We start from the raw sequence: 25739 nt of genomic DNA on the forward strand, positions 1-25739 counted from the left end.
TATGAATTTCAAAACTTTTGGTAAATTACCTTCAGAAGATAGATTACAGAAAATAGAGCAAGTTGATAATTATAGGGAGGGTGAATTTAAGAATGTAGAAACAACTTCACTAAATCCTGACAATGTTTCTACTTTTAAGATGCTCCGTGCTTTTTATAATAAACCAAAAGATGTTAAACCAGATAGAGAAATTCCTAATAAGAAAATAGATCTAAGTTCTATTGAAGCAGAAAAACCAACAATTGTTTGGTTTGGACATTCTTCTTATCTAATTACTCACAACAATTTTAAGATCTTGGTAGATCCTGTTTTTAGCGGTAATGCTTCTCCGGTTAATATCTTCGGAAAATCATTTTCTGGAGCAGATAATTATGAGGTTGAAGACCTTCCTGAAATTGATCTTTTAATACTTACCCATGATCATTATGATCATCTGGATTTTCCTACCATAGAAAAACTTCACGCAAAAACTAAGAAAATAATTACCTCTTTGGGTGTAGCTTCTCATTTAGAATATTGGGGAGTTTTTCCAAATAAAATTACAGAGCTCAATTGGTGGGAATATATAACGATCAATAAAAATTTAAAAATTACAGCAACTCCTGCCCGTCATTTTTCAGGAAGAGGATTTACAAGAGCAAAAACTTTGTGGTCATCCTTTGTGCTAGAATTAGATAGATATAAGATTTTTATTGGAGCAGATTCGGGGTATGACGATCAATTTAAAAGAATAGGAGCTCATTTTAAAGGTTTTGATATTGCATTTCTGGAATGTGGGCAATACAGTGCACATTGGCCACAAATACATATGTTTCCCGAAGAAACCGTTAAAGCTGCGAAAGATCTAGATACTAAAATTGTATTCCCAGTTCACTGGGCTAAATTTATGCTTTCTACGCATCCTTGGAATCAATCTATCAAAAGATTTATTAAAGAGGCTGCAGTACAAGAGCAGGAATATATCGCTCCAATTATTGGCGAAAGTTATGTATTGGGTGAGAACTATATGCAAACCAATTGGTGGGATTTTTAAACTTATACGTATATGAACTTTACTTTTACATTTAATGAGATTCCAAATATTCAGGATATTATAACTATCTATGATACAGCTGTGCTTAAAAGACCAACAGAAAGTGCCGAGAGAATTGCAAAAATGTATGAGAATTCTAGTTTGATAATTGCTGCATGGCATGATGAAAAACTCATTGGAGTTGCCAGATCACTAACAGATTTTAGTTATTGTTGCTATCTCTCAGATCTTGCTATTCACCCCGAGTATCAAAAGCATGGAATTGGTAAAAAATTGATAGATCTTACCAAAAAGAAAATAGGGGATGAGTGTATGTTACTATTATTGTCAGTTCCAACGGCTATGGAATATTACCCGAAAGTTGGTTTTGAAAAAGTAGAAAATGGATTTATAATAAACCGTAAAAAATAAATAGCGATGTCTTCTTCATTTAAAATATCGAATTCAGAAAATAAAATTGAGATCAACGGTTTTGTTCATAAGCGTTACAACTCATTAGGTCTCGATCAAACAGAAATGCTTTCCAGATCTCAGAATTTTTTTGATAAGATGAATGTTAGAAGATCAATTAGAGAATTTTCAGATAGAGAAGTATCCAGAGAAATCATAGAAAATATTATCAGAACTGCTTCTACCGCGCCATCTGGAGCACATAAACAACCTTGGACGTTTTGTGCAGTTTCTAATCCGCTTATAAAATCCAAGATCCGTAAAGCTGCAGAACTTGAAGAGAAGGAGAATTATGAAAAGCGAATGAGTGAGCGATGGAAAGAAGATCTTCTAACTTTTGGTACCGATGCTAATAAACCTTTTCTAGAAAAAGCACCATGGCTTATAATAGCATTCAAGAAAGCTTATGAAATGGATGAGAAGGGCTCAAAACAAAATAATTATTATGTAAATGAATCTGTTGGTATTGCCTGCGGAATGTTAATTACTGCCATTCACAATGCCGGGCTGGTAACCTTAACGCATACTCCTAGTCCAATGAATTTCTTAACAACGGTACTAAATAGACCTGCCAACGAGCGTGCATTCTTACTTCTTCCTGTGGGTTATCCTGAAGATCCCTGCTATGTTCCAGACATAGAAAGAAAAGGATTAAGTGAAGTAAGTGAATTCTATGAATAATTCTTTCAATTTATTATAGATTATAAGAATAAAGAAAGAATAAAAAATGCCGTCATGAGGTTATCTTGACGACATTTTTTAATTTGGATAACTGTTAATGATCTAAAGTTCTATACTCAAATACCCTTTTTTCTGAAGTTCAAAATCATACAAAATTCCGTTTGATACAACTTCTAATTCTCTAGGCAGATCTTTGGCTTTCACTCCGAATTTTTTCATAGAAAATCCACAAACCACAATTTTTACATTCTCGTTTTTGGCAGCTTCTAAAAATGGCTTCATGTTATCTTTATCTGTTAATTCTTTTACAGTTTTCCCACAAATAATAACCTGAAACTCGCCATATTTTTCCTGATCTTGTTCTTGAAGCGCTTTTGCAGTTAATAGTATAGGTTTTAATTGAGGTACATTTTTAGTGAGAACTACGTAGTTGTTCTTATGGTTATCCAAAGTAGATTTTTGATCTTGAGCAGATGCTGTAAACAGAGCTAAAATTATTGCAAATGTTGATAATAGCGTTTTCATATTATTTGTCTTTGTGTATTATTAAAATCATTTAGTATAAAAAAAAGTAAGCCACCCAAAATGGCTATATTTTTGAATAATGGGCCTAGGGTGGTCATTTGACCCACCTGCACCGTAAGTGTTATTGGTATAAGTATTAAAGCTAGTATAATGGCTGAGATCTTAGTTTTAAACCCAATCATTAAGCTGAATCCTGCAATAAGCATAATTATTCCAGAGACTATAATTGGATATGTGGGTTCTCCAAAGAGATATCCCAAAGCTTTAAACCTTGCCTGATTCATTTTGTAAATAGTTCGCTCTACGTATATTAAATGACTTGAGCTGGCAACTAAGAAGATGCCGCTTAGCATAACTCTAAATAGTACCACCGAGTTATGATTCACCCAAAGTTTAGGTTTCATAATTAGTGAAATTGATAAATTAATAAATGGAAGAGCCATATAATCTTAGTACAGATTATATATAGGTCTACCGTAATTTTAACTGAATAAATAACTAAACTTGAGGAGGGGGATAAAAATGGTTTATAAAGCCATCTGTACGCGAACTGGCTTTATAATGGTATTTTTGAAAATTAAGTATGGTTTGGACTGATATAAAAACTGGTTGTGGTACTTGTAGCGCAATTGGGCAGGATACTTCTACAGGGATAACTTTATAATTCTTATCAGTTATATTTTGATGATCAAAATTTAAAGTTTTGATCTTAGCTTTAGGACATGTGCTCTTAACCATTGCAATCCTAGCGCCTTCAAAATTTGATATGGCAATGCCAACATCCATCGCAATTAATTTGCTAAGGAAGATCACAGTTAATATTATGGAAAGAGTGTTCTTTTTGCACATTGTGGCAAATATAGGTGCTCAGTTCTAAGATTTATGTAACCAATGTTACAAAATGTTTATCATGAATATACTCGATATATCATTAAAATATAAGAGCGCATTAAACATAAACGATATTAATTTATAGAACATATTTTGATACTTGTCTATATAGATAAATAAAAAAGCCCTTGGGTAATACCAAAGGGCTTTTAATTACTATAATTAATAATTAAGAGGGAGTAACCGCTCTATCATCAATTAAGTTTTCAGCTTTCAATTCTTTCCAGAAATCAGATGGTATTTTAACATCTAAGAATTTCATATTTTCTTTTGGCTGATTAGGATGGCTTCCACCAACCAATAAAATATCAACTTCTTCTGGAGCGTAAGAAAATTGCATAGAGGCAGTACTAAGATCTACATTATGCTTATCTGCAATAGCTCTTATTTTCTTATATTTTTCCTGAACTTCTTTTGGCATTTCACCTTGGTAATTATATCTGTCTTTACCTGCAAGAAGTCCTGCATTAAAAGGTGCTCCAACCATTAAAGATGCTCTACTATCTGAAATTGCAGGAAATAATCTATCTATAGAATCTTTGTGATCTACCATAGAATATTGTATAGCAGATAGAAAAATATCCGGATCTGCAACTTCTAGGGTCTTTAAGATTGGTTCAATAGTATTTACTCCAAGTCCCCAACCTTTAATAATTCCTTCTTCTCTCATTTTTGTTAACTCTGGCATTGCACCTTTTTTAGCAACTTCAAAATGATCTAACCAAGTTACTCCATCTTCGTACTCTTCATTATGGTCTGGAGACAAGTCATGTATAAAAACGTAATCTAAACGCTCTACTCCAAGACGTTGTAAACTATCTTCAACAGATCTTCTTACAGCTTCTGCAGAATAATCGTATTTATAATCGAAAGGAGCTGGATTCACCCAAATGGTTTCCGGCATTTTTCCGGTATTTGCTTTCAATATTCTACCCACTTTGGTAGATAATACATATTCATCTCTGTTCTTATTATGCAAAAAGTGTCCAAATCTTCTTTCACTTAATCCTAATCCATACCAAGGAGAAGTATCATATTGTCTAATTCCTGCATCCCAAGCTGCTTCTAAAGTTTCTTGCGCTCTTGCATCAGAAACTTCTTCAAATCCGTTTCCTATTGCAACTCCACCAAATGCTAATTTGTGTTCTAAATTCAATTTCTTCGTACTCATAACTTTTCTTTTTCATTTAATTGGTGGCGTAAAAATACCGGAGGTATAGGTTTTATTATCCTTTTTTAACTTTCGCTAACATCCAAATCTTAAGCAATGTTAATAGAGAGAAAAACATTATTTATCATTTCTGAGGTGCTGTAAAAGGCAATAATTTTTAAGCGGAAATAGCAGCGTGCTGAAAGTCAATTTATTAAAAAATAGCATCTGTAACATAAGTTACTGTCATAAGTAATTTGAATGTGTATTTTTGCTTAAGAATTAATAAAATAGTTGGAAAAGTATTTAAAGATCATACAAGAATCGTTTTCAGGATATTTTAATTACCTGATCACAGAAATCACAAATCCGTCATGGACAAATTATTTGTATTGGCTACTTGCGGTTTCAATTTTAGTATGGAGTTTAGAAATTATATTGCCTTGGAGAGAAAAGCAAAAGATTTTTAGAAAAGGATTTTGGTTAGATTCATTTTATATCCTCTTTAATTTTTTCTTATTCTCTTTAATAGGATATAACGCTCTTTCAAATGTTGGTGTAGAATTATTCAATGATTTTCTAGGGCTTTTTGAAATAGAAAATATTGTAGCTTTTAAAGTTCAAGATTTTCCGGTTTGGGCTCAATTGCTCATCATGTTTGTGATTGCAGATTTTGTGCAATGGAACGTGCATAGGCAATTACATAAACGAGCTTGGCTTTGGGAATTCCATAAAGTGCACCATAGTGTAAAAGAAATGGGGTTTGCCGCTCAGTTTAGATTTCACTTTATGGAGACAATTATTTATAAGACAGTGCAATATATTCCTTTAGCAATGATAGGCTTTGGAATTCAGCAATTCTTTATAGTACATATGTTTGCGGTTTTTGTTGGCCACTTAAATCATGCAAATGTAGGTTGGAATTATGGCTGGTTAGGCTACATTTTCAACAACCCAAGGATGCATATTTGGCATCATTCGAAAGAATTACCAAACGATCATTCTTTTGGGATGAACTTCGGATTATCGCTTAGCATTTGGGATTATCTCTTTGGAACGGCCTATATTCCGAAGAGTGGGAAAAATATAATTATAGGTTTTAATGGAGATGAAGATTTTCCTGAAGATTTCGGAAATCAGATGTTATTTCCATTCAAAAAGAACAGAACAAATAAAGTAGAATAACAAAAAGGTAAAAAGATGAAGATAAAACAATTTAAAGATGCTCCTTTAGCACATTATTCTTATGCAATTATAAGTAATGGAGAAATGGCTTTGGTAGATCCTAGCAGAAATCCAATGCAGTATTACAAATTTGCTGAAGAGAATAATGCTAAGATAGTAGCGGTTTTTGAAACGCATCCACATGCCGATTTCGTTAGTAGTCATTTACAAATTAGCGAACAAACGGGTGCAAAGATCTATGTAAGTAAACTTTTAGGAGTAGATTATACCCACACATCTTTTGATGATGGAGATACTTTAAAAATGGGAGATATCACTTTTAAAGCCATTAATACTCCTGGACATTCTCCAGATAGTATTACCATAGTTGCAGAGCAAGGTGGAAACACAGCTTTATTTACCGGTGATACCTTATTTATTGGTAATGTTGGGAGACCAGATCTTAGAGAAAATGCTGGGAACATGAAGGCGAAGAGAGTAGAATTGGCAAAAGATATGTACAATACTATTCAAACTAAATTTAATGAGCTGCCAGATGGCGCCTTGGTTTATCCGGCGCACGGAGCTGGGTCTTTATGTGGTAAGAATATGAGCGATGCTGCATCTAGTACTCTTGGTAACGAAAGACAAGGAAACTGGGCTTTTAAAGATCAAACAGAAGAAGAATTTGTAGAAGAGATCTTAAAAGATCAGCCATTTATCCCTTCATATTTCGGATTCAATGTAGACATCAACAAAACAGGAGCGGTTAACGATAAGATCGCTAAAGCAGAAGTTAAGTTGAATCTTTTGGTTGAAGATGTGGAAGAAGATGTTACTGTAGTAGACGTGAGAGATGGAGATGCTTATAAAGCAGGTCATTTACCTAACGCTATCAATATTATGGCAAGAGCCGAAGGTGATAAATATGAAACTTGGTTAGGAGCCATCATAGAGCCTAAAGAGGCGTTTTATCTTGTTGTGAATAGTGTAGAGGATATCGAAGATATTTTAGAGCGTACAGCTAAAATTGGATACGAAAAACAATTAAAAGGCATAGTTACTTTAGCTGATTCAGTTTCAGAAAAATCTGAAGATCTTGATGTAAAAGATTTTGGAGCGCATCCAGATAAGTATACCATTGTAGATATTAGAAATGCAAGTGAGGTTGCAGAAGGTAAGATCTTTGAAAGCGCAATTGCAATTCCTTTAAACGAATTGAGAGATCGTTACAAAGAGATCCCAACAGAGCATCCAATAGTGGTGCACTGTGCCGGAGGATATAGATCTGCAGCAGGAAGCAGTATTCTTGAAAATAAATTTAAATCTACTACTGTCTATGATCTTAGTGAAGCGATCAAACAATTTTCAGAATAATTTTATTGTTTTCTAGAGGAGTTAAACCCGAAATGTTCTTGACATTTCGGGTTTTTCATTTTATAAAATTTCAGATTTGATTGAAGGAATCTCAAAAAATACTTCAACATTTTTCTATATTTACAACATTCGTTTGAAAAGCGGACTTTGAAATAAAGATTTATGGAAAAAAAGTATAAAGTCTCGGTGAATGATTCATACGACTATAAATTCACCCAAGATCAGATCAATTCATTAGACACACAAGAACTCAATGCTACTCAGTTTCATATTTTAGAAGAGCACCAATCTTTTAAAGCAGAAATTCTCAAAGCAGATTTCTATAATAAATCCTACACCGTTAAGATCAACTCTAATATCTATGAGGTTGCTATTACCAATGAGCTCGATATGCTTATTGCAGATATGGGACTTTCCCTTGGATCTGCTCAGCAAATAAATGATATTAAAGCACCAATGCCGGGTCTAATTCTAGATGTAAATGTTAAAGAAGGAGATGAGGTAAAAGAAGGTGATTATCTTATTGTTTTGGAAGCCATGAAAATGGAGAACACACTTACTTCTCCCGGAGACGGAGTTATTAAAAAGATTAGTGTGGAGAAAGGCCAGACAGTAGAAAAAAATCAGTTGTTAATTGAATTAGAATAATTGAAGATGAAAAAGATATTAGTTGCCAATCGTGGTGAGATAGCATTAAGGGTAATGAAAACTGCCCAGAAAATGGGTATTAAAACGGTAGCGGTTTTCTCTACTGCCGATAGAAATTCCCCTCATGTAAAATTTGCAGATGAAGCGGTTTGTATTGGAGCAGCTCCTTCTAACGAGTCTTATTTATTAGGAGATAAAATTATAGAAGTTGCTAAAGAACTTGGCGTTGATGGAATTCATCCCGGATATGGGTTTTTAAGTGAGAATGCAGACTTTGCTGAAAAAGTTGAAAAAAACAATATCACTTGGATAGGTCCTGGTTCTAAGGCTATAAAAGTAATGGGAAGCAAATTAGCTGCTAAAGACGCGGTTAAAAAGTATGATATCCCGATGGTTCCCGGAATAGACGAAGCTATTACAGATGTTGAGAAAGCAAAGAAAATAGCCAAAGAGATAGGATTCCCTATTTTGATCAAAGCTTCTGCAGGTGGTGGTGGAAAAGGAATGCGAGTAGTAGAAAAGGAGAAGGAACTTGCAGACCAGATGAAAAGAGCTATTAGCGAAGCAGAATCTGCTTTTGGTGATGGTTCTGTTTTTATTGAGAAATATGTGGGTTCTCCACGTCATATCGAAATTCAGGTGCTTGCAGATACGCATGGGAATACGGTACATTTATTTGAAAGAGAATGCAGTATTCAACGTCGTCATCAAAAAGTAGTAGAAGAAGCACCCTCAGTTATTCTTACTGAAGAGAAAAGAAAATTGATGGGAGAAGCGGCTATTAAAGTTGCTAAATCTTGCGATTATGTTGGTGCAGGAACCGTTGAATTTTTGATGGATGAAAACCTGAATTTCTATTTCTTAGAAATGAATACAAGGCTACAAGTAGAACATCCCGTAACAGAATTTATTACCGGAATAGACTTAGTAGAGCAACAGATAAAAGTAGCCAGAGGAGAGAAATTAGAATTTTCTCAAGAAGACCTCACGATCAACGGCCATGCCGTGGAGTTGAGAGTTTATGCTGAAGACCCAATGGGAGATTTTATGCCAAGTGTAGGAACTTTAGAAAGATATAGAGGTCCGGAAGGGGAAGGAATTCGTTTAGACGATGGTTTTGAAGAAGGTATGGAAGTGCCTATTTATTACGACCCGATGTTGGCGAAATTGATCACCTATGGTAAGACTCGAGAAGAAGCAATTCAGTTAATGATAAAAGCTATTGATGCTTATGAAGTAAAAGGTGTGATGACCACTTTACCTTTTGGAAAGTTCGTTTTTGAACATGAAGCATTCAGAAGTGGAAATTTTGATACTCATTTTGTGAAGAATTATTATTCAGCTGAAAAATTAAAATCTAAGATCGCAGAAGAAGCAAAATTAGCAGGTTTAATTGCTTTAAAGAGATATTTAAAAGATCAGGAGTTGGTAAGATTACCACATTAATTAGAGCGACGTTCTGAACTTATTTCAGAGTCTCAATGACCGCGAAAACTTCGAATATTTAGATCAAACAAAAATTAAAATCATAATTAAATTATGAGTCAGAATATAGAAAAATTGAATGATAAAGTTGCTCAGGCACATTTGGGTGGGGGAGAAAAAAGAATTGCTAAGCAACATGAAAAGAAAAAATTAACAGCAAGAGAACGCGTAGATTATTTATTGGATGAAGGTTCTTTTGAAGAAATAGGAATTTTAGTTACGCATAGAACTACAGATTTTGGAATGGAAAAACAACAGATCTATGGAGATGGTGTTGTTACCGGTTATGGTACCATTCACGGGAGATTAGTATATGTTTTTGCACAAGATTTTACCGTATTTGGTGGAGCCTTGTCTGAAACTCATGCCGAAAAGATCTGTAAAGTAATGGATCATGCCATGAAAGTAGGAGCTCCAATTATTGGATTGAACGATTCTGGAGGAGCTCGTATTCAAGAAGGAGTTAGATCTCTTGGCGGATATGCAGATATCTTCTACAGAAATGTTCAAGCATCGGGGGTCATTCCTCAAATTTCTGCAATTATGGGGCCTTGTGCCGGTGGAGCCGTTTATTCTCCTGCCATGACAGATTTTACCTTGATGGTAGAAGATACAAGTTATATGTTCGTTACCGGGCCTAACGTGGTAAAAACGGTTACTAATGAAGAAGTAACTTCAGAAGAATTAGGAGGAGCAAGTACACATTCTACAAAATCTGGGGTAACGCATATAACTTCATTTAACGATATTACCTGCTTAGAAGACATCAAGAAATTGATGAGCTATTTGCCTCAAAATAATAGGGAAACCACTGCAAAATTACCTTATGAATTGGGTGATGAAATTAGAGAGTCTTTAGATTCTATGGTGCCAGATAGCGCCAATAAACCTTATGATATGCATGAGGTGATTAAAGGTATTATAGATGCAGATTCTTTTTATGAGATCCATAAAGATTATGCAGAGAATATCATTGTTGGTTTTGCTCGATTGGGAGGAAGAAGTATTGGTATTGTAGCCAATCAGCCAATGAGCCTTGCCGGAGTACTAGACGTAGATTCTTCAAAAAAAGCAGCAAGATTCACCAGGTTCTGTGATTGTTTTAATATTCCACTTTTAGTATTAGTAGATGTTCCTGGCTTCTTGCCGGGTACAGATCAAGAATGGAATGGGATCATTTTGCATGGTGCTAAGCTACTTTACGCTTTAAGTGAAGCAACAGTGCCAAGAGTTACTGTTATTACTAGAAAAGCTTATGGGGGAGCCTATGATGTTATGAATTCTAAACACATTGGAGCAGATCTAAACTTTGCATGGCCAACAGCAGAGATTGCGGTGATGGGAGCGAAGGGTGCCAGTGAGATCATTTTCAGAAAAGAGATCCAAGAAGCGGAGAATCCAGAAGTTAAACTTTCTGAAAAGGAAGCAGAATATGCAGAGAAATTTGCAAACCCGTTTGAAGCTGCAAAACGTGGATTTATAGATGAGGTTATTATGCCTCGAGATACCAGAAAGAAATTATTGAAAGCATTTAGCATGCTGGAGAATAAGAAAGTAATGAGAATTGATAGAAAGCACGGGAATATTCCGCTTTAAGAAATTATTACTTATTAGTTAGAATAAATATTTGCAGCCAGACTTTTAGTTGAATTCTTTGTTTTTAAGAGATTCTTCTCAAAGTCTGGCCGCATTTTTTGTTTGAAAACGGAATAATCGTTTTATTAGTTTAAATATTCAAGTTGACTTATGCATAAATTCAATAAAATAGTAGCTGTAGATAATACGAAACTTCAGGAAAACGCCATAGATGAATTGAAGAAATACAGTGAAGGCAAAGTTGAAATTCATAATGATTATCCTCTTACAAATGCAGAAATTATAAAACGTATTGGTGATGCTGAAGCAGTGCTAGTATCTTGGCATACTCAGATTAGTGAAGAGGTTATTGCTGCATGCCCTAATTTGAAATATATAGGCATGTGTAGTACTTTATTCAACGAAGAATCTGCCAATGTTGCTGTGAACTTTGCGCGACAAAATGGAATAGAAGTCACAGGAATTAATGATTATGGAGATCCTGGAGTAGCAGAGTATATTATTTCAACGTTGATACATCTGCTCCATGGTTTTGGTGAAAAGCAATGGAGAGAAATGCCGGTTGAACTTACCAATAGAAAAATAGGAATTATAGGTCTAGGTGTAACTGGGAAGTTACTTGCAAAATGTCTTCTGCCATTTGGTGCAGACCTATATTACTTCAGTAAGAGCAGAAAAAAAGACTGGGAAGAAAAAGGTGTTAAATATCTTAGTTTAGAGGAGTTGCTGAACACTTCAGAGATTATAAGCATTCATCTCCCTAAAAATGTACAATTATTAAATGAAAGAGAATTTGAAGTTTTGGGTTCTGGTAAAATTTTGGTCAATACTTCTTTAGGTTTGCCTTTCAACGAAGAAGCCTTAAAAAACTGGATAAAAGATTCTTCGAATTATGCAATTTTTGATGGTGATGCTAAAAATGCGCTAGACGGAAGAATATTAAAGAATAAAAATATAATCTTTTCAAAAAAAAGTGCTGGCTGGTCTGCAGAAACGGAAATTCGTCTATCTAAAAAAGTTGTTCAAAATGTCAAGAATTATTTGAAATAGTTCACCATTCATGTTAAGTTTCCTTTATTGTAGTGTAACAAATGTTACTTCAATAATCGATAGAATACCTTTTCTTTGCATCACTAAAAAAAATAAAATATGGAATGGATTTTTGAACCATGGCCTTGGTATGTTGCCGGCCCATTAATTGCTTTAATTATGTTTTTGCTGATATTTATAGGTAAGCAATTTGGAATGTCTTCTAATCTTAGAACGATGTGTACCATATGCGGAGCAGATAAAAAAGCAGATTTTTTTGATTTCAATTGGAAAGATCAACGATGGAACTTGGTGGTGGTATTAGGAGCAGTAATTGGAGGTTTTATTGGAGCTCACTTCTTATCTAATGATATTAGCGTGGCGATTAACCCAGATACTGTTGCAAATCTACAAGCTATGGGAATTGAGAGTGCAGGAAAAGCTTATTTACCTACAGAATTATTTGGAGTAGGAGCCTTTACTGATATTAAATCTCTTGCTATCTTATTAATTGGTGGTTTGTTGATTGGATTTGGTGCAAGATATGCCGGAGGTTGTACTTCTGGGCATGCTATTTCCGGATTAAGCAATTTACAATTACCTTCTTTGATCGCAGTAATAGGATTTTTTGTAGGTGGATTATTTATGATCCATGTTTTATTCCCTTTAATTTTTTAAAATATGAGAACACTTAGTTATTTATTTATAGGAATATTTTTTGGAATTGTAATGTTCAAGTCTGAAGCAGCTTCATGGTTCAGAATTTATGAAATGTTCAATTTTCAATCATTTCACATGTATGGGATCATTGGATCTGCATTGGTAATTGGTATTGTAGGTATTCAATTGATCAAGAGAAATAATATAAAATCATTTTATGGAGAACCTATAAAGTTCACCCCTAAAGATAAAGGAGTAAGCAGGTATCTGTTTGGTGGAATTATCTTCGGACTTGGTTGGGCTTTGGCAGGTGCTTGTCCTGGACCAATCTATACCTTAATAGGAGCGGGATTCCTTCCTATTATCGTTGTTCTTATAGGTTCTTTGTTGGGAACTTTTATTTATGGACTGCTTCGTAAGAAATTACCTCATTAATTGTCTTCATCTCCGGCAGTAATATAGAAAAATGGTAGTGAGATCTTGTATTTCACTACCACTAATCTTATACTTATAACAATAAGTGCAGTAACAATGTAGATCACATCTTCCTGAACTCCCAGATAATATAAGATTACATAGGCCAACCCTCCTGTAAGAGAAGCGGTGGCGTAGATCTCCTTTCTAAAGATAACAGGAATTTCATTACATAGGATATCTCTAATAACTCCTCCAAAAGTACCTGTCATTGCACCAATAGCTATAGATATTACAGGATGTAAATTATTCTGAATTCCGGCTTCTACTCCAATTATTGTAAAGATCCCTAAACCTATGGTATCAAAAAGAAAGAGGGAAGTTTTAAGATAATTGATCTGATTCCTGAAAATAATGGTTAGAATAGTTACCACTCCAATGAGGTATATATAACTGATATCTTCCATCCACATAACCGGAGTATTCCCTATAAGAATATCGCGCAAAGTACCTCCCCCAATAGCAGTTACAAATGCTATAATAAATGTGCCAAAAAGGTCTAATCTTCTACTCATAGCAGCAAGTGCGCCAGAGATAGCAAATGCAATTGTACCTAGTAGGTCTAATATATTGAATAGTGATATATCCATAGATTGGCAAAGGTAATTTTTAATGTATAATTTCGACTAAGGATTACCTATTTTACGAAGAATTTTGAAAAAGTATAAGGTTAAACTATAAATAAATAGTAAATCTTAAGAACAATTAATCGGAGGTTTTGGTTAAAGTTTCTATTTTTACAATCATAAAATTATTGAAATGACTGAGAACGTTGAAAAAATAAAATGTCTTATCATAGGATCGGGTCCTGCAGGATATACTGCTGCAATTTATGCAGCTCGCGCAGATATGAAACCTATTATGTATACAGGAATGGAGCCGGGTGGACAACTTACTACTACTACAGAAGTTGATAATTTTCCAGGATATCCACAAGGAATTGATGGTCCTGCCATGATGGTAGATCTTCAAAAGCAGGCAGAAAGATTTGGAACCGAAGTTAGAATTGGAATGGTTACCGAAGTAGATCTTAGCAAAGAAATTGGTGGAATACATAAAGCTTGCATAGATAACTCTCATTGGGTGGAAGCAGAAACTGTAATTATATCTACAGGAGCAACTGCCAAATATCTAGGTTTGCCAAGCGAGCAACGCTTAAGAGGTGGAGGAGTTTCTGCCTGTGCAGTTTGTGATGGATTCTTTTATAAAGGCCAGGATGTAGCAATTGTTGGTGGTGGAGATACCGCTGCAGAAGAAGCTACCTACCTTGCTAATATTTGTAATAAAGTTACGATGTTAGTTAGAAAAGACGAAATGAAAGCTTCTAAAGCTATGCAGCATAGAGTTACTACCACTAAGAATATAGATCTTAGATATAATACCGTTATAGACGAAGTGTTAGGAGAGCAGGTAGTTGAAGGTTTGAGAATGAAGAACAATCAAACTGGAGAAATGGAGACTATAGATATTACAGGTCTTTTTATTGCTATTGGGCATAAGCCTAATACCGATATTTTTAAAGGTCAGTTAGATATGGACGATTCCGGATATTTAGTAACCAAAGGAAAAAGCACTAAAACTAATCTTCCCGGTGTTTTTGCTTCGGGAGATGTGCAGGATAAAGAATATCGCCAAGCTATTACTGCCGCAGGTACAGGTTGTATGGCTGCTTTAGATGCAGAGCGCTATTTGAGTGTTGTAGAGGAACAAAAAGTGGATGAAGTAACGGCTTAGATCACTTATTATATGAAATAAAAAAGTCCCGATAATTATCGGGACTTTTTTGTTATAAACTTTATGCTAATCTACTTTTACCTTTTTCGTTACAGTACCGTCATCATCTTTGGTGATCTTGATCTTCTTATCATCGGTCTTGATCTTAACCTTGTCACCATCGTTTTTAACTTTTACTTCTACACCATTTTCTGTAGATAAATCATCTGCATCATCGTTTACATTTTCTCTACAGGAAACTAATGATATACTTACAACAGTAACTAGTAGTAATGAACTAAAAAATCTTTTCATAAATTTTATGTTTAGGTTTATCCTATTAAAGATAGTCTTATTTTAGATAATATGGTTATTAAGATTAAGATCATCATTTTTATGAAAAGAGCAAGTATTCACGTTCCTGCTAGTATCACATTGTTCGGTTCTAATTTGATCTACTACTTTATTCTTTTCTGTTTTTTCTATAACAGTGAAGCTAGAGATCAAACTTATAATATATACTATTACTAATTTTACCAGAGCTGTCATGGCTAGTCGGTTTGAATTCTAATACCATTCTTGTCTATTTCAACTTTTTTACTTCGATTCTTATTGATCTTTATTCCATCTTCATCGATCTTAATACTAACTTTAGAAGTAGAATCGTTCTCATTTGTAATAGAAGCTTCAAATTCATTGTCTTCTTCATTCCAAGTAGCCTCATTCTCATCATCCCATGAATCGTCATCTTCCCAAGAATCATCGTAATGATTAAGCGGACATTCTTTGCATAAAGTTCCATCTTCCGTTATGATCAAGAAATTATCTTCTTCTCCAGACTTCAAAATATTTCCGAAGTTATGACGATTGGTAAAAGAAGTAGTATTTCTATCTGCTCTAAGCGTTGTTCCTTCTGGCAAGTAAACCACCACACGTATTTTTTGATCTCTAAAGTAATTTTTTGCATTGGTTGTTAGATATGAATTCAGCAGTAATTCATTTCCTGAAAATTTAGTGCCGTAATCTATACTTTGAGCTCGTTGTCTAGCATCTTTGTAATCTGAACCTTCTGCTTTTTTAATGATCTCTATTCGTCCTAAAGAATCTTTAGTAGATCTTATCACTACATCAATATCTGTATTATAGATGATCTGATTATCATCATCATCATACTTTAACTTTACAGAATTTCCGTGCACGCTAGAAGCATATGTAGGATTGTATCTCATACTTAGATACATGGTATCTTTAGCAGTAACTGGTAAATTTTCAGTAATGATAAACTCGCCATCAAAGGCTCTTTTCGTGGCTTGAGAGACTCCAATTATAGAAAGTCCTATCAAGGATAATAACCATAACCCTAATAGCACTAGTTTTGTAGGAGTACCTAAAGATTTCAGGTTCTTAACCAATATCTTCAAGCCTAAAATGAAAAGGAAGAATACTGGTATTCCTGCTACAAAGAAGGCTAATAAAGAGATTAACCAAAGCGGAGCTCCTATTCCTGCCATTTCTACATAATCTGTCCACGGAGCATCTATAATTCCGAAAGTTCCTACTGTAAATAAAGCTATAAAAAGCCCAATAAGTATAGAACCTGCAACTAATAGGATCATGATACCGATAAATTTAACAAAGATGTTTAGCATAAATAGAATGGCAGCGCTTATTCCAGTAGCAGCAGAGGTTGCTCCAGATCTTGCTTGCTTCCCGTACTTCTCATAATCTACGCTTTTTACCTTTCCTGCTACATCGTCAAAACCTTCACGAATTTTACGCTCGATGTTAGAAATATTAACCTCTTCTCCTCGCATAGAAAGTTTGTCTGCAGTGGTTTTTGCTTCAGGAACAAATATCCAGAGTGCAATGTAGATCAATAAGAATGCACCACTAGAAGCTATGGTTAAAATTACCCATAGTAGTCTTACCCATATAGATTCTATTCCCATATAATGAGCTAATCCAGAAGATACCCCTCCAACATAAGAATGATCTGTATCTCTAAACAGTTGTTTTCCGGTAGTTTTAGTCTGAGAATATGAGTAAGAGGGCTCGTCTTCAAAGATCTCTTCATCTACCATATAATCTTCAGGTTGGCCCATGATGGTAATTACTTCATCTACTTCTTTATAACTTATTACCTGGCGTTCATTCCTTATCTTTTCTCCGAATAATTCAGCTATACGCGCCTCTATATCGGCTATAATTTCGTCTTTACCTTGAGTGTTGTTTAAAGAACGTTTTATTGTGTCAAGGTAATGTTGCAATTTAGCGTAAGCATCTTCGTCTATATGAAAGAAAACGCCTGCAAGATTTATGTTTACTGTCTTATTCATGATTCTTAGATTTTTGCATGGTTACTATAGTTACAGCAGTTTGTAGTTCGTCCCAAGTATGGGTAAGTTCTGTTAGAAATAATTTTCCGGTTTCAGTTAATCCATAATATTTACGTGGAGGTCCACTAGTAGATTCTTCCCATCGATAATTGAGAAGACCTGCATTCTTAAGCCTGGTGAGTAAAGGGTAAATTGTACCTTCAACCACTAGCAATTTGGCGTCTTTTAGAGTTTCAAGAATTTCTGCTACATAAGCATCATTGTCTTTTAACACAGAAAGAATGCAATATTCCAGGACACCTTTACGCATTTGTGCCTTCGTGTTTTCAATCTTCATAGCGTTTGATTTTGAGTGTTGTTAAACTGTTCATTTTTTGATGTATGATCTCCACTATTTGTGGAACTGATGAAATTGATGGTAATAGGGTATTTATAGTTATGCCCGTCTTTGGCTTTAATTGTCGCAGAAATTACAGCAACAAGATCTGTGATGAATAAACCTAGGAGTATGATCCCGATAATGATCATAAAAACTATTAAAGGAATAGCAGTATTTAGATTGCCTACTCTTATAGAATCTTCAGAAAAGAAAAGGGGACCCTGTTCACTTATATTCATTCCCATAATTACTATTCCAGATATTCCAATAGCTGCAACTAATACAAAGTATAAGAACATACTTATTTGAAAGTTGAGCGCTTTTTTGCCATGATCGTCTACAAATGGATCTTGTTTTTTAGCGGTCCATAGTATCAATGGAAAAATAAAATTTCCTAAGGGGATAAAATATTTTGAAAATGTTGACAGATGGATGAAGGCTGCAACTGTTTTATCCGGGTTTGTGGTTTGTGTGTTCATGATGAATGGTTTTATCTTATACAAATATATATCTAAAAGAAGGTATTATGCAAAGCAAAGTACTGTATATATTTAAAATTTATGAAACTTTAACATTTCGGTATGTTTAGAAATTTGAATACTTTTATGAAAAATATTACTGAATAATGAAGCTATCACCTAGTAAACTCAATAAATACGTACTTTTTAAACTTCCTAGTGCTTGGCTTACCGGAGTAAGAGTTAAAGAAATTAATGAGAATCAATGTACAGTGTCTGTAAAACATAGATGGATCAATCAAAATCCTTTTAACTCGATGTATTTTGCAGTGCAGGCAATGGCGGCAGAATTAAGTACCGGGGCGTTGGTAATTGGGAATATTCAACAGAGCGGAAGAAAGATCTCCATGTTGGTAGCGCAAAATAAAAGTACTTTCTCAAAAAAAGCTACCGGTCGAATTAATTTTGTTTGTAAGGATGGATATTTAATTTCAGAAGCTATTCAAAAAACCATTGCCACTGGAGATGGACAAACATTTTGGATGAAATCTATTGGTACTAATGAGGAGGGAATAGTAGTTTCCACATTTGAATTTGAATGGACAGTAAGAATTAAGAAATAAATCTTTTAATTAAAATAAAGTCTTATGAACTCACATGAAATAGATTACGAGATCTTTGGGGAAGAGATGCAGTATGTAGAATTGGAACTAGATCCTTCTGAAGCGGTTATTGCTGAAGCTGGAAACTTTATGATGATGGATAGCGGTATTAAAATGGATACTATTTTTGGAGACGGCTCTGCTCAAAACGAAGGATTTTTAGGAAAGGTTCTTGGGGCTGGTAAACGTTTGCTCACCGGAGAAAGTTTATTTATGACCGTTTTTACTAATTATGTTCAGGGTAAAAAGAAGGTAAGTTTTGCATCTCCATATCCGGGAAAGATCATTCCAATAGATCTAAACATTTTTAATGGAAAGTTTATTTGCCAAAAAGATGCTTTCTTATGTGCAGCAAAAGGAGTTGCTATAGGAGTGGAATTCAGCAGAAAGTTAGGTAGAGGGTTTTTTGGAGGAGAAGGTTTCATTATGCAGAAACTAGAAGGTGATGGATTGGCATTTGTACATGCCGGAGGTACCATGGCAAAAAAGGTGTTATTACCTGGAGAAAAGTTAAATGTAGATACAGGTTGTATAATAGGATTTACTCAGGATATCAACTATGATATTGAATTTGTAGGAGGTATTAAAAATACTTTTTTTGGCGGAGAAGGGCTATTCTTTGCTACCCTTACGGGGCCGGGAACCGTTTACGTCCAGTCATTACCGTTTAGTAGATTAGCTAACAGAGTATTGCAGGCTGCTCCCCAAGGTGGAGGTAAAGATAAAGGAGAAGGTAGTATTCTCGGCGGAATTGGAGACATTATTAGTGGTGATAATAGGTTCTAAAAGTTAAATAAAAGTAAGTATCGCAAACGTTTTCGTTTTAATTTTGTACCTTTAATTGAAATTAAAATTCTAGGCTTATAGACCACTTCTACTTATTATATTTCAATTTTTAACAATAACCTAAACCAGTATCAAATTATGGCGAGAGCGATGTTTGAATACACCAAGACAATCCTTAACAAGGTGAGTTTTGATGCTGTTCTTTTCTGTAGAGAAGTAGAAAAAGCACTCCAGAGATTATTACCTCATGAAATTGAGGAATTAAAAATATGGATTGTCTCACTTACAAAACAGAATCCGGAATTAAACCAATGTTTAATATACTTAGATTAATAAAAAAGCGGCAATTTGCCGCTTTTATTATTTTGAAGATTTTTGATTGTTAAGAGGACTAATGATCTTAACATTTTGAAAAGCTATGGCTCCCTTAACAACTCCAGCTATGGTTGCTCTTAGTGCTTCAATTATCTGCATTTTAAGTTCACTCTTGTTATAGATCAAACTCACTTCTCTTGCAGGAATTGGATCTTCAAACATTTTTAAGTTTTTACTTTCAGACTCCTTTAGATCTAAAGTATGCAAATAGGGCAGAAGGGTCATTCCTAAACCTTCATTGGAAAGTTTAATAAGAGTTTCAAAACTACCGCTTTCTATTTGAAAATGATCACCATCGTAATTTCTAGAAGCTTTACAAAGATTTAAAATACCATCTTTAAAACAATGTCCGTCTTCAAGTAACAACATATCATCTACATCCAAACTCTCTGTAGTTATCTTTCCAGTATTAGACAATCTGTGGCCAGATGGTACATATGCTACAAATGGCTCATAATACAAGACCTGCTCTTTAATTCCATCTATCTCTAGAGGTGTTGCTGCAATTGCCGCATCTAAATGTCCTTCCTTAAGTCTTTCTACTATAGCTTCTGTGTGAAGTTCTTCAATCTTTAATTTTACTTTTGGATATTTTTTAATGAAATTATTTAAAAACATTGGTAAAAGTGTAGGCATTACCGTTGGAATTACTCCAAGCCTAAATTCTCCTCCTATAAATCCTTTTTGCTGATCTACAATATCTTGGATCCTGTCACTCTCATTAACAATATTTCTAGCCTGATTTACTATTTTCTTACCTGTCTCAGTAAGTTGAATAGGTTTCTTGGTTCGATCAAAAATTTGAATATCCAATTCATCTTCCAGTTTTTGAATTTGCATACTCAACGTTGGTTGCGTAACAAATACCTTTTGAGCTGCCTTGGTAAAATTTTGATGTTCTGCCACCGCTAGAACGTACTGTAACTGAGTAATAGTCATAAAGTCGTTATTTGATCGGTCACAAAGGTATTGATTAATTCTATACTACAAATTATTATTTAATGATTTGCCTATAGTGACTAATTCAATTTGATATTCATATCTATATCTTTATTTGCTACCTCAAATTTTGCTTCTTCCCATTCTGGAGGACCATACATATTTACAGCGTTATTTGAAATGCCGTATCTTTCTTTAGGCATTCCACTTGGCTCAAAATCCATTTGATCATTGCCATTCATATCATGGAAACAGGAGATAGCATACGTTCCTTTTGGTACATTTTCAAATGTTATTTGGGCTACGCCATCAACAACTTCACTTTTAGCCATAAATTCTGGTTTGGCCTTCATAAATGTAGATTGTGTGTAGAGACCAAATAGAACAGACCCATCGTTAGTTTTTATGTTCTCAATTTTAACTGAAATCTTAGAACTTTCTTCAGTTTGAGCGTAAAAACTCATGGTAAGTAGTAATGCGATTAATACGGTTAATTTTTTCATATTTGTTGATTTTTAAATTGTTAAGATAAATATATAACCAATTATACTATCTAATTAAATAAAGATCCTCAACTGTACAAATTGATGGATCAACTGTAATAATTAGTTAAAATGTTTAATCTAGTATGCTTAACATTCAAAATTACAGAATTCCACGTGCTTTGATTTCTAAATATTTATTGATAGTATTTAGGGTAAGATCTTTAGGCTTGGTAAGAACTGTTTGGATTCCATTTTGTAGTAAAAGCTTTTGCATTAATCTTTTTTCTGAGGCGAATTCTTGAGCGATGATCTTATGAGCAATATCCTGAATCTTGCTAGCATCATTACCTATAACACTGTTAATCTCTGTATTCTCGAAGAAGATCACAACGAGGACATGTTTTTTCGCTATAGCTTTTAAATAGGGAAGCTCTCTTTTAATGGCATTAGTATGTTCAAAATTGCTATAAAGCATGATCATACTACGATGTTTTATTTGTTTATTAATAGTAGCGTATAGCAATCCAAAATCTGAATCTAGAAATTCTGTTTTGATATTGTATAAAGTCTCTAGTATAGAAAGCAGGTTTGTTTTTTTAGAATTGGCAGTTACTATCTTACCGGAGGTATTGGAAAAAGACATCATGCCTACTTTATCTTTTTTTTGTAGGGCTACGTTAGAGAAAGCTAAGGTGCTATTAATAGCATAATCCAATAAGCTAAGATTTTCAAATGGCATCTTCATCACACGGCCTGTGTCTATTATAGAATAAATAGGTTGGGCTTTTTCTTCTTGATATTGATTGACCATCAAGGAGCCTCGTTTTGCTGTGGCCTTCCAATTAATATTTCTTATATCATCCCCAAGTATATATTCTTTTATCTGCTCAAACTCTTGGGTATGCCCGATTCTTCTTATCTTCTTTAATCCTGGTTGTCTTAAACGCTTATCTATAGCTAGAAAGTCGTATGCTTTCATTTGAATAAAAGATGGATAAACCTTTACCGCTTGCCCATGTTCAAAAACCTGCCTTTTTTTTAGCAATTTTAATTTAGTGGATATGAATATGTTGAGATTCCCGAAAAAATATTCTCCTCTTTCATAAGGTTTGATGGTATATTCAAAACTATTTTTAGAATCAGCTTTCATTTCTAAAGCCTGCAGAAAATCACGTTTTTGGAATTGAACTGGAAGTTCATCTATTACTTCAATATAGATCTTAAATGTATAAATGCTCCAAATTTTAATTATAACGGCATTGCTATCAGAATTAGAGAACTTATCGGGTAATATCCGCTCAGATCGTATACCATTCTTAGAAAACAATAAAAGGCCATCTAAACATACAACAGCACAAAGCACCATTGCTATCACCCATGTGATTGCATACAATTCTATTATCCAATAAGAGAACAAAAATAATACGGCCAGTATAAAAAGTGCCCAGAAAAATCTCTGATGAAAATAGATTGCCTTTAAGAATTTCACTTACCTAGGGATTTCAATTGAATTAGTAATCATTTCAATTACATTTTCTGGAGTTACTCCTTCCATTTCTCTTTCTGGAGAAAGAATTATTCTATGGGCAAGAACAGGAGACAGAACTTTTTTTATATCTTCTGGAATTACAAAATCTCTCCCATGTATTGCTGCCATAGCTTTTGAAGCATTCATAACTGCTATAGAAGCTCGTGGCGAAGCACCTAAGTATAGATGAGGGTGATTTCTTGTCTTAATTACTAGCTGAGCAATGTAATTGAAAAGTTTATCTTCTATAATTATTTCTTGTATCTGCTCCTGAAGATGTTTTAAGGAGGTAGGAGAAAGAACAGCCTCAATTTGCACCTCAGGAGGGGTACCTTTTCTATTATGGTGAGATTTTAATATCTCAATCTCCTCTTCCTGATTTGGATAATCTACTTTTATTTTGAAAAGGAATCTGTCTAACTGTGCTTCTGGTAACGCATAAGTACCTTCCTGCTCTATAGGGTTCTGGGTGGCTAAAACCATAAACGGAGGTTGCATCTTATATTTATTCCCATCTATAGTGATCTGCCTTTCTTCCATCACCTCGAACAAGGCTGCCTGTGTCTTTGCAGGAGCTCTATTAATCTCATCTATTAATACGACATTAGAAAAAATAGGTCCTGGTTTAAATTCGAATTCTGATGTTTTTAGACTTAATATGGAAGTTCCCAGAACATCACTTGGCATTAGATCTGGAGTAAATTGAATTCTGCTGAACTCAGTTTGAAGCGTTTTTGCAAAAAGTTTTGCTGTAATAGTTTTTGCTACTCCTGGTACTCCTTCAATTAATACATGGCCGTTAGCTAATAATGCGGTTATTAAGAGCTCAATAAAATTATCTTGCCCTATGATCACCTTGTTAAGTTGTAACTTTAATTTAGCTATAGCCTGCTGTAATTCATCCAGCGGTATTCTATTATTAAAATTCAATTCTTGATTTTCTAAAGATTCGTTATTCATTACTGGCATATTTTAATGTCTGGATTGTGCGATGGATTTCTTCTAATTCAATTTTAGAGAGCTCTTCTTTTTTAGAGAGCTCTGTGATCTTTTTAAATTTAGATCTAATATCTTCTTTGCTTAGATCTAGCTTAGCGGAAAGATCTACGAAGAATTCTTCATTTAAGTTATTGGTATCTAGTCTATAATGAGTTCTAAGATATTCATATAAATGTTGAATATCTTTAAGTGCTAAACTTTTAAATTGCTTTTGCTCCAAGTAAAGTTCTGAAATGGTTTGAGAATATTCATAACTTTTATTTTTTAGAGGAGTTACTACTGGAATAGCTCGTTGCTTTCTCTTCCCTTCAAAAATTATAAATAATCCGGCAGCAATAAGTACAAAGTAATATGCCCATTTAAGTGCTTTGTTATTCAATAATATATATAGGGGAGAAGTATGATAAACTTTCCCTGATTTATAATGATCATCCCAATAAACTTTAGTTTTAGCAGGGATATACGCTAAAGCATTTTCAGCATATCTGTAATTAGTATCTGAAAGCAGAAAATAGTTGCTAAAAACTTCGGGCATAGTATGTAGGTAGATTTGTCCATTTCCAAATTTAGAGCTTATGAAATTTGAATAAGCCCTATTTTTCTCATCGAATGAACTTGCATTTACCACTCCTAAAGTTTCCTGATGCAAGCTATCAGATTTTTCCAGTCTAATAATTCTTCGTTCTTGATCTAAATGATAAGGACGCTTCCTCCAAAAAGACTTTTTGGTTAAATTAAGATAGGGTTGTTGTTTAAAATTTTCACCCGGATTAACAGTAAAAGGCTCAATATCGAGAGTGTCTAAAAGATTTTTTGAAATATTATTAGCAGATAGGTATAAATTATTTCCCTTAGAAACCCATGTTAGAAGTTTATCTAATTCTGCCTGATCAATAAAAATATTATCATTCAGGAAAAAATAAGTGCCTTTCGGGTCTTCTTCAGATAAAAACTCAAATGGTGACTGTCTTACTTTTTGAATCTCATGCGTGCCTGCATCTGTCCAAGTCTCATAGAGTACATAACTTCCTAAAGCTATTTTATCTGATTCCAAATAACTAGCATTCCAATTAATAGGTCTACTTGTAGTAGCTTCCAAATAAGTAAGTATAACTAAAAGAAGTAGAAATGCTCCGAAAATGAGCTTAAAGCTTTTACTCATCTTTTAAGGAATTTAGATCATTTTTAATCCCTTTAAATGATTCCTGAGCTCTCTGAAATTCTTTTTCACCAATATTAAAATTCCCATACCAGATAAAATCATAAAGCCTTATAATATTTTTAAAGGATGCTTTTAGCTCTAGATTCTTAATTTCAGCTAAATAATCATCATTGGTTTTCTGGAATTCGTAGTTTATAGTTCCTTCAGAATTAAAAATCTTAAGAAGTTGTAAATAGTAATACCGGATAGCAAGTCTATAATCTTGAGCTTGAATGGCAGACGAAATAAGTTCCTCTATATTTTTGGACCTTATGATCTCTTCCTCAGCATTAATATAAAAAGTGGTGTCTTTATTTTTATGTAGCATGGAAGTTGAGGCGCTCAACTTACTAAAAAGCCATCCTATTAAAAGAACTAAAATACCAAGTAAGAAGTAAGGTAAGATTTTTAAAAGCAAAGAAACGGCGGTACTAGTGCCAAATTGTTCAAAGAACCAAGTTACAAATTGATTATATTTTAATCTTAGCCAATTTTTAAATCTAGCCCACCACCCGTCGCTTTCTGCATTATTTAAATATGCAAAATCTTTAGAATTCTTAAATTCTTCAATTTTATTTGGATTGAAGGGTACTGTAGAAATTAGTGTATCGCTGTTAGAAATCTGCGTAATTGTATCATTATTGATACTAACCTGAGCTTTTGATGGAAAGCTTAAGAGTAAGGAGAAGAATAATACGATTACACTAAATTTCAT

At 34.0% G+C, this 25739-nt stretch carries 31 protein-coding genes; 15 read left to right on the forward strand and 16 right to left on the reverse strand.

What is annotated here, in order from left to right; translation table 11 throughout:
* The first annotated feature begins 1 nt into the window (after position 1).
* The 3 genes from BLT84_RS11020 to BLT84_RS11030 are packed head-to-tail and all read left to right on the forward strand — an operon-like array spanning position 2 to position 2164.
* A complete protein-coding gene (locus BLT84_RS11020; RefSeq protein WP_091265664.1) occupies positions 2-1033 on the forward strand; it encodes an MBL fold metallo-hydrolase in 1032 nt (343 codons plus the stop codon).
* Between the two features lie 12 nt (positions 1034-1045).
* Positions 1046-1444, forward strand: coding sequence for a GNAT family N-acetyltransferase (locus tag BLT84_RS11025; protein WP_034891739.1), 399 nt, complete (start codon positions 1046-1048; stop codon positions 1442-1444).
* 6 nt (positions 1445-1450) lie between these two features.
* Complete coding sequence (locus BLT84_RS11030; RefSeq protein WP_091265667.1) at positions 1451-2164, forward strand: nitroreductase family protein; 714 nt, start codon at positions 1451-1453, stop codon at positions 2162-2164.
* Positions 2165-2266: 102 nt separating this feature from the next.
* Here BLT84_RS11030 and BLT84_RS11035 read toward each other — a convergent pair whose 3' ends face one another.
* The 4 genes from BLT84_RS11035 to BLT84_RS11050 form a co-directional block, all read right to left on the reverse strand.
* The gene (locus BLT84_RS11035) at positions 2267-2689 is read right to left on the reverse strand and encodes a DsrE family protein (protein ID WP_034891744.1); all 423 of its coding nucleotides are present in this window, start codon (positions 2687-2689) and stop codon (positions 2267-2269) included.
* Positions 2686-3093 (reverse strand): DoxX family membrane protein, encoded by a 408-nt coding sequence (locus tag BLT84_RS11040; protein WP_091268202.1) that lies wholly within the window; start codon positions 3091-3093, stop codon positions 2686-2688. Before BLT84_RS11040 ends, BLT84_RS11035 begins: the two co-directional genes overlap by 4 nt.
* A 94-nt stretch (positions 3094-3187) precedes the next feature.
* Positions 3188-3538 (reverse strand): hypothetical protein, encoded by a 351-nt coding sequence (locus BLT84_RS11045; protein WP_034891747.1) that lies wholly within the window; start codon positions 3536-3538, stop codon positions 3188-3190.
* Between the two features lie 211 nt (positions 3539-3749).
* Entirely contained in the window at positions 3750-4751 is a 1002-nt protein-coding gene (locus BLT84_RS11050) for an aldo/keto reductase (protein ID WP_091265670.1), read from the reverse strand.
* Between the two features lie 273 nt (positions 4752-5024).
* Here BLT84_RS11050 and BLT84_RS11055 point away from each other — a divergent pair, with 273 nt between their 5' ends.
* The 8 genes from BLT84_RS11055 to BLT84_RS11090 all read left to right on the forward strand — a co-directional run bounded on the left by BLT84_RS11055 (position 5025) and on the right by BLT84_RS11090 (position 13124).
* Complete coding sequence (locus tag BLT84_RS11055; RefSeq protein WP_091265673.1) at positions 5025-5915, forward strand: sterol desaturase family protein; 891 nt, start codon at positions 5025-5027, stop codon at positions 5913-5915.
* 15 nt (positions 5916-5930) lie between these two features.
* On the forward strand, positions 5931-7271 hold the full coding sequence (locus BLT84_RS11060) for an MBL fold metallo-hydrolase (protein WP_091265676.1): 1341 nt from the start codon (positions 5931-5933) through the stop codon (positions 7269-7271).
* Positions 7272-7433: 162 nt separating this feature from the next.
* The gene (locus BLT84_RS11065) at positions 7434-7919 is read left to right on the forward strand and encodes an acetyl-CoA carboxylase biotin carboxyl carrier protein subunit (protein ID WP_034891759.1); all 486 of its coding nucleotides are present in this window, start codon (positions 7434-7436) and stop codon (positions 7917-7919) included.
* Positions 7920-7925: 6 nt separating this feature from the next.
* Positions 7926-9365: an acetyl-CoA carboxylase biotin carboxylase subunit gene (gene accC / locus BLT84_RS11070; RefSeq protein WP_091265683.1), complete on the forward strand. Its 1440-nt coding sequence runs from the start codon at positions 7926-7928 to the stop codon at positions 9363-9365.
* 93 nt (positions 9366-9458) lie between these two features.
* Positions 9459-11000 carry an acyl-CoA carboxylase subunit beta gene (locus BLT84_RS11075; RefSeq protein ID WP_034891765.1) on the forward strand — a complete coding sequence of 514 codons (1542 nt, stop codon included), beginning with the start codon at positions 9459-9461 and terminating at the stop codon, positions 10998-11000.
* 150 nt (positions 11001-11150) lie between these two features.
* Complete coding sequence (locus BLT84_RS11080) at positions 11151-12050, forward strand: NAD(P)-dependent oxidoreductase (RefSeq protein ID WP_091265686.1); 900 nt, start codon at positions 11151-11153, stop codon at positions 12048-12050.
* Positions 12051-12149: 99 nt separating this feature from the next.
* Complete coding sequence (locus tag BLT84_RS11085; RefSeq protein ID WP_034891771.1) at positions 12150-12707, forward strand: YeeE/YedE family protein; 558 nt, start codon at positions 12150-12152, stop codon at positions 12705-12707.
* Positions 12708-12710: 3 nt separating this feature from the next.
* Positions 12711-13124: a YeeE/YedE family protein gene (locus tag BLT84_RS11090; RefSeq protein ID WP_034891773.1), complete on the forward strand. Its 414-nt coding sequence runs from the start codon at positions 12711-12713 to the stop codon at positions 13122-13124.
* Here the strand turns inward: BLT84_RS11090 and BLT84_RS11095 are convergent.
* Entirely contained in the window at positions 13121-13753 is a 633-nt protein-coding gene (locus BLT84_RS11095) for a trimeric intracellular cation channel family protein (protein ID WP_034891776.1), read from the reverse strand. The two genes, BLT84_RS11090 and BLT84_RS11095, sit on opposite strands and share 4 nt — an antisense overlap.
* A 169-nt stretch (positions 13754-13922) precedes the next feature.
* On the opposite strand from BLT84_RS11095, the gene trxB reads away from it, so the two are divergent.
* Complete coding sequence (gene trxB, locus BLT84_RS11100; RefSeq protein WP_034891779.1) at positions 13923-14897, forward strand: thioredoxin-disulfide reductase; 975 nt, start codon at positions 13923-13925, stop codon at positions 14895-14897.
* A 66-nt stretch (positions 14898-14963) separates the two neighbouring features.
* On the opposite strand, the gene BLT84_RS11105 is transcribed toward trxB, so the two are convergent.
* Genes BLT84_RS11105 through BLT84_RS11125 form a run of 5 tightly spaced genes read right to left on the reverse strand, consistent with a single transcriptional unit; the run spans position 14964 to position 18070 of the window.
* Positions 14964-15191, reverse strand: coding sequence for a hypothetical protein (locus tag BLT84_RS11105; RefSeq protein ID WP_034891782.1), 228 nt, complete (start codon positions 15189-15191; stop codon positions 14964-14966).
* A gap of 42 nt (positions 15192-15233) precedes the next feature.
* Positions 15234-15425: a hypothetical protein gene (locus BLT84_RS11110; RefSeq protein ID WP_034891785.1), complete on the reverse strand. Its 192-nt coding sequence runs from the start codon at positions 15423-15425 to the stop codon at positions 15234-15236.
* 2 nt (positions 15426-15427) lie between these two features.
* Complete coding sequence (locus BLT84_RS11115) at positions 15428-17212, reverse strand: PspC domain-containing protein (RefSeq protein ID WP_091265689.1); 1785 nt, start codon at positions 17210-17212, stop codon at positions 15428-15430.
* Positions 17205-17549 (reverse strand): PadR family transcriptional regulator, encoded by a 345-nt coding sequence (locus BLT84_RS11120; RefSeq protein WP_091265693.1) that lies wholly within the window; start codon positions 17547-17549, stop codon positions 17205-17207. Before BLT84_RS11120 ends, BLT84_RS11115 begins: the two co-directional genes overlap by 8 nt.
* Positions 17546-18070 (reverse strand): DUF4870 domain-containing protein, encoded by a 525-nt coding sequence (locus BLT84_RS11125; RefSeq protein WP_091265696.1) that lies wholly within the window; start codon positions 18068-18070, stop codon positions 17546-17548. Before BLT84_RS11125 ends, BLT84_RS11120 begins: the two co-directional genes overlap by 4 nt.
* Before the next feature lie 146 nt (positions 18071-18216).
* On the opposite strand from BLT84_RS11125, the gene BLT84_RS11130 reads away from it, so the two are divergent.
* From BLT84_RS11130 to BLT84_RS11140, 3 genes are all read left to right on the forward strand, one after another.
* Entirely contained in the window at positions 18217-18672 is a 456-nt protein-coding gene (locus BLT84_RS11130) for a DUF4442 domain-containing protein (RefSeq protein WP_034891800.1), read from the forward strand.
* 24 nt (positions 18673-18696) lie between these two features.
* Positions 18697-19497 carry a TIGR00266 family protein gene (locus BLT84_RS11135; RefSeq protein ID WP_034891803.1) on the forward strand — a complete coding sequence of 267 codons (801 nt, stop codon included), beginning with the start codon at positions 18697-18699 and terminating at the stop codon, positions 19495-19497.
* A 138-nt stretch (positions 19498-19635) separates the two neighbouring features.
* Complete coding sequence (locus tag BLT84_RS11140; RefSeq protein ID WP_034891805.1) at positions 19636-19830, forward strand: hypothetical protein; 195 nt, start codon at positions 19636-19638, stop codon at positions 19828-19830.
* Positions 19831-19857: 27 nt separating this feature from the next.
* Here the strand turns inward: BLT84_RS11140 and BLT84_RS11145 are convergent, their stop codons facing one another.
* The 6 genes from BLT84_RS11145 to BLT84_RS11170 all read right to left on the reverse strand — a co-directional run bounded on the left by BLT84_RS11145 (position 19858) and on the right by BLT84_RS11170 (position 25739).
* Positions 19858-20811: a hydrogen peroxide-inducible genes activator gene (locus tag BLT84_RS11145; RefSeq protein ID WP_091265700.1), complete on the reverse strand. Its 954-nt coding sequence runs from the start codon at positions 20809-20811 to the stop codon at positions 19858-19860.
* A gap of 80 nt (positions 20812-20891) precedes the next feature.
* A complete protein-coding gene (locus BLT84_RS11150; protein WP_034891811.1) occupies positions 20892-21314 on the reverse strand; it encodes a DUF2141 domain-containing protein in 423 nt (140 codons plus the stop codon).
* A gap of 142 nt (positions 21315-21456) precedes the next feature.
* Positions 21457-22785 carry a DUF58 domain-containing protein gene (locus BLT84_RS11155; RefSeq protein ID WP_091265704.1) on the reverse strand — a complete coding sequence of 443 codons (1329 nt, stop codon included), beginning with the start codon at positions 22783-22785 and terminating at the stop codon, positions 21457-21459.
* A complete protein-coding gene (locus tag BLT84_RS11160) occupies positions 22786-23784 on the reverse strand; it encodes an AAA family ATPase (RefSeq protein ID WP_091265706.1) in 999 nt (332 codons plus the stop codon).
* The gene (locus BLT84_RS11165; protein WP_034891822.1) at positions 23777-24985 is read right to left on the reverse strand and encodes a DUF4350 domain-containing protein; all 1209 of its coding nucleotides are present in this window, start codon (positions 24983-24985) and stop codon (positions 23777-23779) included. Before BLT84_RS11165 ends, BLT84_RS11160 begins: the two co-directional genes overlap by 8 nt.
* Positions 24978-25739: a hypothetical protein gene (locus BLT84_RS11170; protein ID WP_091265709.1), complete on the reverse strand. Its 762-nt coding sequence runs from the start codon at positions 25737-25739 to the stop codon at positions 24978-24980. Before BLT84_RS11170 ends, BLT84_RS11165 begins: the two co-directional genes overlap by 8 nt.

Origin of the sequence: Gillisia sp. Hel1_33_143, assembly GCF_900104765.1 — a bacterium.
Taxonomy (GTDB): domain Bacteria; phylum Bacteroidota; class Bacteroidia; order Flavobacteriales; family Flavobacteriaceae; genus Gillisia.